Genomic DNA, 13,924 nt, shown 5'->3' on the forward strand with positions numbered 1-13,924 from the left:
ATCACAGCAGACCGAAGCCCGCGAGCACCGCCTTCACCTGCGAGATCGACGGCGGCTGCCCCGCCGTGCCGAGATTGACGACGTTCGGCGACCAGTAACCGCCGGTGCGCCAGGCCGTCGCGAAATTGTACAGTTCGACCGTCGGACGCTTCAGCGCGGCCGCGATGTGAACCAGACCTGTATCAACCCCGACCGTCGCGGCTGCGCCGTCGATCAGGCCGACGACGGCCGGCAGCGACAGTTTCGGCGGCACGATCGCCGCCGCGCCGAACTCCTTCGCGAGCCGCTCGCTGGTCGCGCGCTCCGCGTCGTTGCCCCACGGCAGCACGAGCGACGCGCCGCGCCGCACGAGCGCCTGGCCGAGCTCGATCCAGGCGGCGTCCGGCCACTGCTTGTCGGCGCGCGACGTCGCATGCACGAACACCACGTACGGCACCGGCAGGTTCAGGCCGAGCGCCGCGACCGCGAGCGCCGCCGCACGCGTATCGAGGCCGAAGTCGACCGGATCGGCCGGCGTCGGCGCCGGGTCGCCCAGCGCGGCCGCGACCAGCTGGCGCGAACGTTCGACCACGTGCGTGCGCGGTGCGATCGGCACGCGCTTGCGATAAAAGAAGCGCACCGGCCATTCGTAGCCCGCGCCGTCGGTGCGGTTGCCGAGGCCCGCGAGCGGGCCGCGCGCCCAGCTCGCGACCCAGGCCGTCTTGATGAGACCCTGGCAGTCGATCACGAGGTCGTACTGCTCGGCCGCGAGGCGCTTGCGGAACGCGCGGATCTCGCGCCACGTCGCACCCGAGAGCGGCTTCTTGCGCCAGCGGCGCAGCGAGAACGGCAGCACGTCGCGCACGCCGTCGACGAGCCGCACGAGGTCGACGAAGCTCTCCTCGACGAGCCAGTCGATCTGCGCGTCGGGGTGGCGGCGCCGGATATCGGCGATCACCGGCATGTTGTGCACGACGTCGCCCAGCGACGACACGCGCACGATCAGAATCTTTTGCACGCTGAAAAAACGCCGGCGGACGGCCGGCGACAGGCATAAAGACGCGATTTTATCGCGCCCGGGGGACCACACAGGCAAAAAGCGGCCGCACGCCGTCGGCGTGCGCCGCTTTTCGGGAATGGCGCGACGATCCTTCGACCATCGTCGCGCCGGCGGCCCGCAGGCCGCCCAGGCTCAGAACGGCAGCTTGACGTCCGGCTTCGCGGCCGTCAACACGCGGCGGAAGTCCGCCTGGATGCGCGCGAGCCCTTCCTGCGTCTCCGATTCGAAACGCATCACGACGACCGGCGTCGTGTTCGACGAACGCGCGAGGCCGAAGCCGTCCGGGTACTCGACACGCAGGCCGTCGATCGTCACGACTTCGTCGGCGCCGTCGAACTTCGCTTCCTTCTGCAGCTTCTCGATCAGGCGGAAGTTCTCGCCTTCGTCGAGCCAGAGCTGCAGCTCCGGCGTGCTCATCGCATCCGGCAGCGCATTGAGCACCGCACTCGGATCGGCCGTCTTCGCGAGGATCTCGAGCAGGCGCGCGCCCGTGTAGAGACCGTCATCGAAGCCGTACCAGCGATCCTTGAAGAACACGTGACCGCTCATCTCGCCCGCGAGCGGCGCGCCCGTCTCGCGCAGCTTCGCCTTCACGAGCGAATGGCCCGTCTTCCACATCAGCGGCTCGCCGCCCTTCGCCTTCACCCACTGCGCGAGATGGCGCGTGCACTTCACGTCGTAGATGATCTGCGCGCCCGGGTTGCGCGACAGCACTTCCTCCGCGAACAACATCAACTGGCGGTCCGGGAAGATGATCTGGCCGTCCTTCGTGACGACGCCCAGGCGGTCGCCGTCGCCGTCGAACGCGAAGCCGAGCTCGGCGTCGGTGTCCTTCAGCGCCTGGATCACGTCCTGCAGGTTTTCCGGGTGCGCCGGATCGGGATGGTGGTTCGGGAACGTGCCGTCGATGTCGGTGAAGCGCTCGACGAGCGTGCAGCCGAGCGCCTTGAACAGGCGCGTCGCGAGCGGGCCCGCGACGCCGTTGCCGGCGTCGACGACGAGCTTCAGCGGGCGCGCGAGCTTCACGTCGCCGACGATGCGCTCGATGTACTGGTCGGCGACGTCGAATGCCTCGTACGAGCCGCTGCCCGTCTCATAGCGCTCGTCGACGATGCGACGGTACAGCGCCTGGATCTGCTCGCCGTAGATCGCCGCGCCGCGCAGCACCATCTTGAAGCCGTTGTAGTCGGGCGGGTTGTGGCTGCCCGTGACGACGATGCACGAATCGACGCGACGCTCGCCGCCCTTCAGCGGAAGCGGCACGCTCGCCGCGAAATAGCCGACCGGCGTGGGCACCATGCCGACGTCGACGACGTCGACGCCCGCCGCACGCAGGCCATCGGCGAGTGCGCCGACGAGCTCGGGCCCCGACAGGCGGCCGTCGCGCGCGACGACGACCGCGTCGCCGCCCTGTGCGCGCACTTCGCTGCCGAATGCCCGGCCGATCGCGCGCGCCGTGTCGGCGTCGAGCGTCTTGCCGACCACACCGCGAATGTCATATGCCTTGAAGATGGATTGGGAGATCATCGATTCTCTCTCGGTTGCGTGCATGGAAAATAATCTGGCCGCCTTTCGCGCATGCCCGGCATCATACATGCGGGCCCGGCGCTGCAAGGAACGGGACGGCTGGAGCGGCCCCGATCCAACTTATAATCGCGGGTTTTGATGACGCGGATTCCGTCCATTTTAATGCCTAGCCGTTCCGCCGCCGCCACCCTGCCGCCTCCGGGCGCCCTGCCGGCCGCCTCGCGCGCGCGCGGCTGCCCCGCATGCTGAAGCGATTCGGCAACCCGGACGTCGCGAAGGCCGTCGCGAATCTCGTCTGGCTGGGGCTCGAGCGGCTCACGCAGATCGGCGTCGCGATCGCGATCAGCGGTCTTCTGGCCCGTTATTTCGGGCCGGACGTGTTCGGCAAATGGCAGTATGCGAATACGCTTCTCCTCGTACTGGCACCGCTCACCTGGGTGTGCGGCGCCGAAATCCTGGTTCCGACCATCGTCCACCGACCGCCCGCGCAACTCGGCGCGGTGCTCGGCAGCGCATTCGCGCTGCGCATCGGCGTGTCCGCCGCAGCGCTCGTCGCGACCTGGATCGCGATCGGCGCCGGTGCGTTCGACCCGCTCGTCGGCGCGATGCTCGCGGGCCTCGCGGTCACGATGGTGTTCCGCGAGCCGTTCGTCGGCGTGATCAACGCGTGGCTGCAGAGCATGACCTACAGCAAGCCGCAGCTCGTGACCAGCATGCTCACCGCGCTGGCGAAGGCGCTGCTCGTCTGGCTGCTGGTCCGCGCGGCCGCCGGCCCCGCCCGCTTCGCATGGCTGTGGGCGCTGGAGGCCGCCGCGATCGGCTTCGCGCTGCTGCTCTACTACCGCCATCGTAACGGCGGCACGCTCGGCTGGACGTTCGACAAACCGCTGTTCCGGCACTTTGCCACCGCCGGCACCGTGTTCTGGCTCGGCCTGATCTGCATGTATCTGTTCCTGAAGCTCGACCGCCTGATGCTCGAGCGTCACGTGTCGTTCGCCGACCTCGGCCGCTATTCCGCGGCCCAGCAGCTCAACGAGAACTGGATCACGCTCGCACTGATGCTCGCGCAGACCATCGCGCCCGCGTTCGTGTACCGCGTGCAGGACATCGCGCGGCTGCGCCGCAACATCGTCCGGCTGATCGCGATGACCGCCGGCCTGATGACGGCCGGCGCGCTGGTGCTGGACGCAGCCGCGCCGCTCATCGTCGGCAAGGTGTTCGGCCGCGGCTACGAGGCGTCGGTCGACATCTTCCGCTGGGCCGTCTGGCTGTCCGTGCCGGCCGGCATCGAGGCGATAGGCAATCTTATCGTTCTCAAATATCAAGCAAAATTCGTGTTGCTGGCGAAATGGGTGCTCGCGCTCGCGATCGCCGCGCTCGTCAACGTGTTCGCGATCCCCCGGCTCGGCCTGTACGGCGCGCTCGTCGGGCTGGCGGCCGGCTATGTTGCCGCCGCCACCGTTAATTTTTATTACATTCGTCTCAAGCTGCGCCCATGACGCCTCCCGCTTGCCCGCCCCCGCTCGACGACGTGGCCGTGCTGATGCCGGCCTACAACGGCCACGACGACGTCGTCCGCACCCTCGCGTCGTTTCGCGAGGACGCGCCGGTGCACGTGCTGATCGTCGACGACGGCAGCACGCCGCCGATCGCGGCGCCCGACCTGCCCGGCCTCCTGGTCGAGGTGCTGCGCATGCCGCAGAACGGCGGCATCGAGCGCGCGCTCGAGGCCGGCATCGACGCGCTCGCGGCGTGCGGCTTCCGCTATGCCGCACGGATCGACGCCGGCGACCTCGCCGCGCCGCAGCGCCTCGCCAAAGAGCGCGCCTATCTCGATGCGCATCCGCGCGTGGCCTGCGTCGGCATGTGGACGCAGGTCGTGTCGCGTGCCGGCGAGCCGCGCTTCATGCTGACGCCGCCCGCCGATCCGCGAACGCTGCGCCGCACGCGCTTCCTGCGCTCGCCACTCGTGCATCCATCGGTCATGTTGCGCATCGACGCGGTGCGCGAAGTCGGCAACTATCGGGCGAAGTACCGCGCGGCCGAGGATCTCGATCTTTTTTTACGGTTAATGCAACGCTACGATTGCGCGAACCTGCCCGAGCTCGGCCTCTATTACGAGCTTAACGAGGGCGGGATCAGCGCGACCAAGCGCCGCCGCCAGCTGATATCGACGCTCTCGCTGCTGCTGCGACACTTCAACGCTCTGAACCCGTACGACTGGGCCGGCCTCGCCAAGAACCTGCTGCATTTCGTGACGCCGTACCGTACGTTGCAGCGGATCAAGCGGACGCTGTTCGCGGCGCGCCCGTCCGCCTAGCCCGCATCCGGCATTTTCGACGCTTTATTTTTTCTTTTTTTTCATGTCCGCTACCTCCTCGCTGCGCATCGCGCTCGTCTGCAACACGGCCTGGGCGATCTACACGTACCGCCACGGGCTGATCCGTGCGCTCGTCGCGCGCGGCGCCGAGGTCATCGTGATCGCGCCGCACGACCGCACGGTGCCGCTGCTCGAGCAGATGGGCTGCCGCTACGTCGCGCTCGCCGTCGCGTCGAAAGGCACGAGCCCGCGCGAGGATCTCGGCACGCTTGCCGCGCTGGTGCGCCATTACCGCGCGCTCAAGCCCGATCTCGTGTTCCATTACACGATCAAGCCGAACATCTACGGGTCGATCGCGGCGTGGCTCGCGCGCGTGCCGTCGATCGCGGTCACGACAGGCCTCGGCTACGTGTTCATCCAGAAAAGCCGCGCGGCCAGTGTCGCGAAGCGACTGTACCGGTTCGCGTTCCGCTTTCCGCGTGAAGTCTGGTTCCTGAACCGCGACGACCTCGCGACCTTCACCGACGAGCAACTGCTTGCGCACCCCGACCGGGCGCGCCTGCTGCACGGCGAAGGCGTCGACCTCGAACAGTTCGCACCGGTTCCGCTGCCCGCCGGCCGTGGCCCGGTGTTCATCCTGATCGGCCGGCTGCTGTGGGACAAGGGCGTGCGCGAATATGTCGAGGCCGCGCGCGTCGTGCGGGCCCGCTACCCGGACGCGCGCTTCCAGTTGCTCGGGCCGCTCGGCGTCGACAATCCGAGCGCGATCGGCCGCGCGGACGTCGACGCGTGGGTCGACGAAGGCGTCGTCGAGTATCTCGGCGAGGCGCACGACGTGCGCCCGCACATCGCGACGGCCGACTGCGTCGTGCTGCCGTCGTACCGCGAGGGCGTGCCGCGCACGCTGATGGAAGCGTCCGCGATGGGCCGCCCGATCGTCGCGACCGACGTGCCGGGCTGCCGCGACGTCGTGGCCGACGGCGAAACGGGCTTCCTGTGCCGCGTGCGCGACAGCGCGAGCCTCGCCGAGCAGCTGATCCGCATGATCGAACTCGGGACCGCCGGGCGCGATGCGATGGGCACGCACGGCCGCCGCAAGGTGGCCGCTGAATTCGACGAGCAGCAGGTCGTCGAACGCTACCGGCAGACCATTCATACATTGACCGGCATCACACTCTGAAGGAGCGCATCAGCATGACCGCTAAAGGCACCATCCTCGTTACCGGCGGTGCGGGCTACATCGGCTCGCACACGGCCGTCGAGCTGCTCGACAACGGCTACGATGTCGTGATCGTCGACAACCTCGTCAACAGCAAGGCCGAGTCCGTGCGGCGCATCGAGCGGATCACGGGCAGGACGCCGGCGTTCCACCAGGTCGACGTGTGCGACGAAGCCGCGCTCGCGAAGGTGTTCGACGCGCATCCGATCACGGGCACGATCCATTTCGCGGCGCTCAAGGCGGTCGGCGAATCGGTCGCGAAGCCGCTCGAGTACTACCAGAACAACCTCGGCGGGCTGCTCTCCGTGCTCAAGATCATGCGCGAGCGCAACGTCCGGCAGTTCGTGTTCAGCTCGTCGGCGACCGTATACGGCGTGCCGGAGCGCTCGCCGATCGACGAATCGTTCCCGCTGTCCGCGACCAACCCATACGGCCAGTCGAAGCTGATCGCCGAGCAGATCCTTCGCGATCTCGAGGTATCGGACCCGTCGTGGCGCATCGCGACGCTGCGCTACTTCAACCCGGTCGGCGCGCATGCGAGCGGGCTGATCGGTGAGGATCCGGCCGGCATCCCGAACAACCTGATGCCGTACGTCGCGCAGGTGGCGGTCGGCAAGCTCGAGAAGCTGCGCGTGTTCGGCTCCGACTACCCGACGCCGGACGGCACCGGCGTGCGCGACTACATCCACGTCGTCGATCTCGCGAAGGGGCACATCGCCGCGCTCGACGCGCTCGCGAAGCGCGATGCGAGCTTCGTCGTCAACCTCGGCACGGGCCAGGGCTACAGCGTGCTGGAAGTCGTGCGCGCGTTCGAGAAGGCGTCGGGCCGCCCAGTGCCGTACGAACTCGTTGCGCGCCGCCCCGGCGACATCGCCGAGTGCTACGCGAATCCGCAGGCCGCCGCCGACCTGATCGGCTGGCGTGCGACGCTCGGGATCGAGGAGATGTGCGCCGACCACTGGAAATGGCAGGAGGGGAACCCCCGCGGTTTTGTATAATCCGCTGTCCATTTTTCGAGCGATCCCATGCTCAGCTTCGCATCCGGCTTCATCGTCTCCCTGCTCGTCACCCTGTTCATCGTGCGCTATGCGCATCTGCACGAGAAATTCTCGATCGACAGCGACCTGGCCGGCGTGCAGAAATTCCACGTGCGGCCGGTGCCGCGCGTCGGGGGCATCGGGATCCTCGCCGGCGTCGTCATTGCCGCGCTGCTCCTGACCCGGCGCTATCCGACGATCGCCGGCAGCATTCTCGGCATCGTGGCCTGCGGGCTGCCGGCGTTCCTGTCCGGGCTCGTCGAGGACCTGACCAAGCGCGTGTCGCCGCGCGCGCGGCTGCTGTGCACGATGGGCGCGGCCGCGCTGGCGTTCTGGCTGCTGAACATCGCGGTCACGCGCATCAGCGTGCCGCCGCTCGACTTCCTGCTCCACTACGTGGCCATTTCGGCGTTCATCACGGTGCTCGCCGTCGCGGCACTGGCCAACGCGATCAACATCATCGACGGCTTCAACGGCCTCGCGTCGATGGTCAGCTTCATGATGTTCGCGTCGCTCGCCTACGTCGCATTCCACGTCAACGACCCGGTCGTGATGTCCGCGTCGATCATCATGATGGGCGCCGTGCTCGGCTTCTTCCTGTGGAATTTCCCGGCCGGCCTGATCTTCCTCGGCGACGGCGGCGCGTATTTCATCGGCTTCATGCTCGCCGAGCTCGCGATCATGCTGGTGATGCGCAATCACGAGGTGTCGGCGTGGTACCCGGTACTGCTGTTCATGTATCCGATCTTCGAGACCTGCTTCTCGATCTACCGGAAGAAGTTCATCCGCGGGATGTCGCCGGGGATTCCGGACGGCGTGCACCTGCACATGCTCGTCTACAAGCGGCTGATGCGATGGGCCGTCGGGACGAAGCATGCGCATGACCTCACGCGCCGGAATTCGCTGACGTCGCCGTATCTGTGGCTGCTGTGCCTCGTCGCGGTGATTCCGGCGACGCTGTTCTGGCGGCACACGGTGCACCTGTTCGTGTTCGTGGTGCTGTTCGCGCTGACCTATGTATGGCTGTATCTCAGCATCGTCAGGTTCAGGGCGCCGAGGTGGATGGTGGTGAGGAAGGAAAAGCGGGGGCGTTGAATGCGACGCTCGGCCAGCGTGATGGCGCTGGCCGAAGTCGTCCCCTAGCCTCCCGCCGTATTCGTGCTCCAGCTTGGTAGTCGCGTATAGATCACGACGTTACCGTCGTCCTGAACGTAAGTGGCTGCGCCGGAATATCCACCCGTGCCGGAATACCAAAGCGGAACCCCTGTCGAACTGTAAACGACCAGATTGCCGTCCGTTTGCATCACCGCAAAGGCACCCGGATGATTGTAGGTAGCCGAACTCCACTGCGGAATGCCTTGGCGAAGCAGCACCAAATTCCCGTCTCCCTGCATGAGCAGTACGTTCGCACCATTACCCGAAGTAAAACTTTGGCCGCTGCTGAGTGTGACGCCCCCCTTCCAGACGGCCGAGCCGCTCGTGGAGCTCGTGTAGACGCTGGTACCGGTCGATGTGGCAAATACCGGGACGTACGATCGGTAGATCACCATGTTGCCGTCGTCCTGCGCGACAAGATACTGCCCGTAGGACGCGCCACCGGTCGCCGAGTACCACAGCACGTTGCCGCTCGCGCCGTAGACCACGAAGTTACCATCAGTCTGGAAGACAGCATACGCTCCGGCGTTTCCGTACGTGCGGGAACTCCACACCGCGGCACCATTGGTCGTGTTGTAAAGCACGAGGTTGCCGTCATCCTGCATGACGAGCTGATGGCTTTTGGAAGCCGAATACACGATTTGCCCCGGCTTGAGCGTCGTCCCTTCGTTGATCACCCCGCCGTAAATCGGGGCCGTCGGAACGCATATCGCGGAATACAGCACGCTGACGTTCGGCGTGCCCCAGCCGGTCACGAAGTCCCATCCAACACCCGCACTGTATGCTCCGTTCGACCCGTTGGTGATATCGCGAAAGGTCGAGGGAGTCGTAGCTTGGGCGCTGTACAGCGTGGGCGCTGCAAAACCGAGATGCGTCGCGCAACTGCCGGACAGCATGCGCGCCCAGGTGGCACTGAACAACGGCGCGGAAAGGCTCGTGCCGCCCACCGTCACGAGTTGTCCGCCGACGATGATCTGTGCGCCGCTGTCGGGATCGGCATCGAATGCAAGATCGGGCAGGCCGCGGAACGAGCGCCCCTTGAGCGCGGATACCTTCGACTGCCATGATGGAATCGGTTCGAAGCCGCTGCTGCCGCCACCGCTGCCGCTCCAGGCCGTCTCGCCGGCGTAGCTTCCATTCCCGTTCGTATAAAGGCTTGTGCCGCCCACGGATACGACGTAGGGCGAACTGGCCGGGTATTGCACCGACGTGCCGGTGCAACCGTATGCCACGCTACCCGAATCCCCGGAACTCACCGAGAAAGTCTGCCCCTGCGCGGCGGCAAGCTGGAACAGCGTGTCGATGGAGGCCGTCGGCGCCCAGTTCTCGCAACCGCCAATCGACATGTTGATGACCCGCGCGGTGTTGTCGCTCACGGCGCGATTGATCGCGACCGCCATATCGCTCCACGAGAAGGACGACGCCACGTAGAAATTGAGCTGCTTGACGCGGCCGGACATCCCGACGATGGTCTGGCTATCGAGCGACCATTCCATGTTCGCGCTCGTGTCGGCGCTGGGCGTCCCGGCCTTGATCACCGAAACGGGCACGGCGGGCAACTGGTTGTTGCTTTCGAACATAGCCAGGTCGATAACAGGTTGCGTCACGTCGCCTTCGGCAATGATGCCGATCGTGGTGTTAGCCGCCGTCGGGGCGCTGCCGACGGAATAAATGCCGGGAAATTCCGTCGGGTTGTGACCCACCGTGACTGCGGAGGTCGTCGGCGACGCATTTGCAGTCGGGGCAGCGGCGGCATTGGAAGCGCGCACGAAATTGGGATGCACGCGAGTCGCGGTATCGAGCCCGAGAACCCCTTGGACGACCCCGCTGATCGCATCGGGCACAGTCTCGGGGGCGGTGTTGATATGCGAGCTGGTGCCGTCCGCCATCGCGACCGGGACGAGCGACGTCTGGAACACGCCGGAAATCACGCCGGCCGGCGCATCGGCTTCGACGATCATCTTATTGTCGGCCACCTTGATGTTCGTGAAGCCCTTACTTCCCAAATAGGTCTTCACTGTGGCGACCTGTTCAGCGGTAGGTGCGTATTGCGCGGCAATCTGCGCAGAGGTCAGCACAGCCCCGAAGCGGGCGCTTCCGGGCGTTCGCGCTTCCTGCAGAAAGTGGCTCAACCCGGCTTCGTCGTTCAGCTTGAGCACCAGCGCAACGTGGACCGGCGCGGTCGCGCTCATCGGCGCCGCACTCACCACGTTGCCGGTCGCTCGCAGCGCCGACAGTCTGCCGGTCTGCGCAGCAGCCACCGACGTGCTTGCGTCGTCGTCCCCGCCGCCGCAGCCTGCAAGCGCGAGCACCATGAGTGCCGCGCTCATTCCCCTGGCAATATGTTTCGCTTTCATTGAATTGGTATGGACCGTAGAGCTCGTATTTGGCTTTTCACCTTTGTTCTTTACGGCAATCGCACGGCTACCTTGAGGGAAACATAGGAAGGAATCGGCCGGTAGTCAAATACACAGACATATCGAGCCATGCGCTCATTCGGCACAATTCGCGCTTTCGGTCGCTTTCCTTTCGTACGCCTCCAATAGACGTCACGTCCTTGTAAAACCGAAAGAATCGCGCGACGGTATTCATCACCCGTCGACCGGACTGTATTCGTGGCGATTCCACCAATAAAAATGCCGTTCAGTACGCTACTGAACGGCATGGATTCCACGATCGATCGTTACCCCGGCCCGATCGATTGCCGGCACGGTCACTCGCTGGCAAGGACCCGCTTCGGCACGCTTTGCAACACCGGCGCAACGGTCGTCTGGTATTCCGGCACCCAGCGCCGCAGATCGCGCCGCACCTCGTCGTCATTGAGCACGCGGTGCTGCATCAGCCACGGCAACAGTTCATCGAGCAGGTGGTCCGGCACTTCCCGGGCACGGGCGATCCGCAGCTTCGGATGCGGCGTGCGCGTGGTCGTCTCGTCGTCCGCGAGCAATTCTTCATAGAGTTTCTCGCCCGGCCGCAGCCCCGTGAACTCGATCCGGATCTGCCCTTCCGAGAAACCGTACAGGCGAATCAGGTCGCGCGCGAGATCGACGATCTTGACCGGTTCGCCCATGTCGAGGATGAAGATTTCGCCGCCGTGGCCCATGCTCGACGCCTGCAACACGAGCTGCGATGCTTCCGGAATCGTCATGAAGAAGCGCGTGATCTCGGGGTGCGTGACCGTCACCGGCCCGCCCTTCGCGATCTGCTGCTGGAACTTCGGAATCACGCTGCCGGCACTGCCGAGCACGTTGCCAAACCGCACCGTCTCGAATTGCGTGCCGTCGCTCGTCTGCTGCAATGCCTGGCACGCCATCTCGGCAAGCCGCTTGCTCGCCCCCATCACATTGGTCGGGTTGACGGCCTTGTCGGTCGAGATCAGCACGAAGTGGCGCACGTTGTGACGAATCGCCGAACGCGCGACGCGGTAAGTGCCCAAAACATTGTTGCGCAGCGCCTGCCACGCGTTGTGCTCCTCCATCAATGGCACATGCTTGTACGCGGCCGCGTGGAAGACAATATGCGGCGCATAACGCGACATAACCTGGTCGAGCAGCAGCGAATCCTTCGCGTCGCCGATGATCGGCACGACCGACTGGTCGGGGAAGCGCTCACGCAATTCCTCGGCAAGCCGGTACATTGCATATTCGGATAGATCGAACGCGACCAGTTGCGCCGGCTTGAAACGGAGAATCTGCCGGCACAGCTCGGAACCGATGGAGCCGCCCGCCCCCGTCACCATCACGACACGGCCGCGCAGCAGCGCCTCGACGTGCGGCGTATCGATCGTCACTGCATCGCGGCCGAGCAGGTCCTCGAGATCGATGTTCCGCACCTGAGACAGGAACCCCTGCCCCGGCATCAGCGCGGTCAGCGACGGCAGCACCATCGCCTTGATGCCGGCGCGCACGCACAGCGTTGCAACGCGGCGCTGCGTTTCGACGGATGCAGACGGAATGGCGATGATCGCGTATTCGATCTTCATCGCGTCGGTCCAGTGCTTCAGGTCGTTGAACGCACCGAGCACCTTGTAGCCGTAGATTTCGCGCCCGCGCTTGGTGGGGTCGTCGTCGAGCAAGCCGACCAGACGCCATTCCCCCGAGCGCGACAGTTCGCGTGCGAGGCTGGCGCCGGCCGTGCCCGCGCCGAGCACCAGGACGGGCTTGCCCTGCCCGACGAGCCCGCCGTACAGGTAGAACTCCTTCGTTGCGCGGTACAGCGCACGTGCGCCACCCATCACGAGAAACAGCATCAGCGGCGACACGAGCAGCACCGACCGCGGGATGATCGGTGACGGCTGGAACATCACGGCACCGATCATCACGATGACGCCGCCGCCGATCACCGCCTTCGAGATCCGCATCAGATCGGGAAGGCTCGCGAACACCCACAGCCCGCGGTACAGGCCGAATACGTGGAACATCAACGCATAGACCGGGAGGACCCACATGAGCGCGCTCAATCCTCCGCTCATGAAATCGGGCGGAATGCTGCCGTTGAATCGAACGAGATAAGCGAACAACCACGCGGCGGCGACCGCCGTTAGATCAAACAGGAAAGCGCTTAATGAAAGCCATGATGCTTTGGAACGCAACATCGGCGGGACACCTCAAGAGTTGTTTTCGGCGCTCGACTGAAACCGTCGCCAGCGCATGTCGATCACCAATCCGATACATGCCAGGACGCCGTACCATGCGATGAACGACAGCCACTGCTGCCATTCCGGGCGGCCCTTTGCCCACACGGCGACGATTATGCCTGCGAGCATGATGAGGTACCAATAAAGAGCGGTCCGGCGATGACCTACGCCCGCTCGAACCATCCTCTGATAATAATGCTCACGGTGCGCTTGCCAGAACTTTTCGCCGCGTAACAGACGTCTCAAAAGTGTTACAGATGCGTCAGCGATAAAGGGCGCGAACACCAGCGCCGGAAACCAGATCGGCCAGACCTGGGACCGCCAGCCCCAATAGCCGAGCGCACCGGCCAGGAATCCCAGCGGGATCGAGCCCGCGTCGCCGAGAAATAGCCGGGCCGGATGGAAATTGAGCAGGAGGAAGCCGAACGCGGCGCCGGCGACTGCCGAGACGGCCACGGCCAGATCCGGCGACGGCGTCGTGCCGGTCAGCGCCGCGATCGCATACGCGCCGAAACCGAACAATGCCATGCCACCCGCGAGGCCGTCGGCGCCGTCCATGAAGTTGTACAGGTTCGTCAACCAGACCATCACGAAACCTACGCTGACCAGCAGCCACCAGGGCGCATCAGCAGGATAGAGCGCAATCAACACAACGACCGCAGCGAGGTGAGCGGAGAACCTGACACGCGCCGGCAACCCGCGCCGATCGTCGATCTGGGACATCGCGGCGAGTCCGGCGGTAGCGACGGCGACCAGCCACAGGCTCGGCGCCGCGACCAACAACACGACGATGCACACGGGCACGATGCCCCAGCCGCCAACCCGCGGCGTCGGCCGGGTGTGCAGTGAACGATCGTTCGGAATATCGGTGGCAAGACGCCAGGCCAACCCGGTCGCCAGCAATGTGCGCAGAATCGTTGTCGATGCAAGTGCGGCGACCAAGGCCACCACGCCTGCGGTGAGCCAGAGAGGATTTGCGAGGAGCATGTGC

At 65.5% G+C, this 13,924-nt stretch carries 10 protein-coding genes; 5 read left to right on the forward strand and 5 right to left on the reverse strand.

Annotated elements, in window-relative coordinates:
• Position 1 precedes the first annotated feature (1 nt).
• Both waaC and DIE08_RS19350 read right to left on the reverse strand, forming a co-directional pair.
• Positions 2-997, reverse strand: coding sequence for a lipopolysaccharide heptosyltransferase I (gene waaC / locus DIE08_RS19345; protein WP_059605585.1), 996 nt, complete (start codon positions 995-997; stop codon positions 2-4).
• A 174-nt stretch (positions 998-1,171) separates the two neighbouring features.
• Entirely contained in the window at positions 1,172-2,566 is a 1,395-nt protein-coding gene (locus DIE08_RS19350; RefSeq protein WP_124903033.1) for a phosphomannomutase/phosphoglucomutase, read from the reverse strand.
• Between the two features lie 242 nt (positions 2,567-2,808).
• On the opposite strand from DIE08_RS19350, the gene DIE08_RS19355 reads away from it, so the two are divergent.
• From DIE08_RS19355 to DIE08_RS19375, 5 genes are read left to right on the forward strand one after another with little or no spacing between them, the layout of a single operon-like run.
• The gene (locus tag DIE08_RS19355) at positions 2,809-4,065 is read left to right on the forward strand and encodes a lipopolysaccharide biosynthesis protein (protein WP_124903035.1); all 1,257 of its coding nucleotides are present in this window, start codon (positions 2,809-2,811) and stop codon (positions 4,063-4,065) included.
• Positions 4,062-4,886 carry a glycosyltransferase gene (locus DIE08_RS19360; RefSeq protein WP_124903037.1) on the forward strand — a complete coding sequence of 275 codons (825 nt, stop codon included), beginning with the start codon at positions 4,062-4,064 and terminating at the stop codon, positions 4,884-4,886. Before DIE08_RS19355 ends, DIE08_RS19360 begins: the two co-directional genes overlap by 4 nt.
• A 43-nt stretch (positions 4,887-4,929) precedes the next feature.
• A complete protein-coding gene (locus DIE08_RS19365; protein WP_124903039.1) occupies positions 4,930-6,066 on the forward strand; it encodes a glycosyltransferase family 4 protein in 1,137 nt (378 codons plus the stop codon).
• A gap of 14 nt (positions 6,067-6,080) precedes the next feature.
• Positions 6,081-7,103 carry a UDP-glucose 4-epimerase GalE gene (galE, locus tag DIE08_RS19370; protein ID WP_124629599.1) on the forward strand — a complete coding sequence of 341 codons (1,023 nt, stop codon included), beginning with the start codon at positions 6,081-6,083 and terminating at the stop codon, positions 7,101-7,103.
• A gap of 27 nt (positions 7,104-7,130) precedes the next feature.
• Positions 7,131-8,237 carry a glycosyltransferase gene (locus tag DIE08_RS19375; protein ID WP_124903041.1) on the forward strand — a complete coding sequence of 369 codons (1,107 nt, stop codon included), beginning with the start codon at positions 7,131-7,133 and terminating at the stop codon, positions 8,235-8,237.
• A 44-nt stretch (positions 8,238-8,281) separates the two neighbouring features.
• Here DIE08_RS19375 and DIE08_RS19380 read toward each other — a convergent pair whose 3' ends face one another.
• From DIE08_RS19380 to DIE08_RS19390, 3 genes are all read right to left on the reverse strand, one after another.
• On the reverse strand, positions 8,282-10,654 hold the full coding sequence (locus DIE08_RS19380) for a protease pro-enzyme activation domain-containing protein (protein WP_124903043.1): 2,373 nt from the start codon (positions 10,652-10,654) through the stop codon (positions 8,282-8,284).
• A gap of 356 nt (positions 10,655-11,010) precedes the next feature.
• Positions 11,011-12,891, reverse strand: coding sequence for a nucleoside-diphosphate sugar epimerase/dehydratase (locus DIE08_RS19385; protein ID WP_124903045.1), 1,881 nt, complete (start codon positions 12,889-12,891; stop codon positions 11,011-11,013).
• A 12-nt stretch (positions 12,892-12,903) separates the two neighbouring features.
• On the reverse strand, positions 12,904-13,920 hold the full coding sequence (locus DIE08_RS19390; RefSeq protein ID WP_124903047.1) for a glycosyltransferase family 4 protein: 1,017 nt from the start codon (positions 13,918-13,920) through the stop codon (positions 12,904-12,906).
• Positions 13,921-13,924 lie beyond the last annotated feature (4 nt).

The sequence above is a fragment of the Burkholderia sp. Bp9004 genome (assembly GCF_003858025.1).
Taxonomy (GTDB): domain Bacteria; phylum Pseudomonadota; class Gammaproteobacteria; order Burkholderiales; family Burkholderiaceae; genus Burkholderia; species Burkholderia diffusa.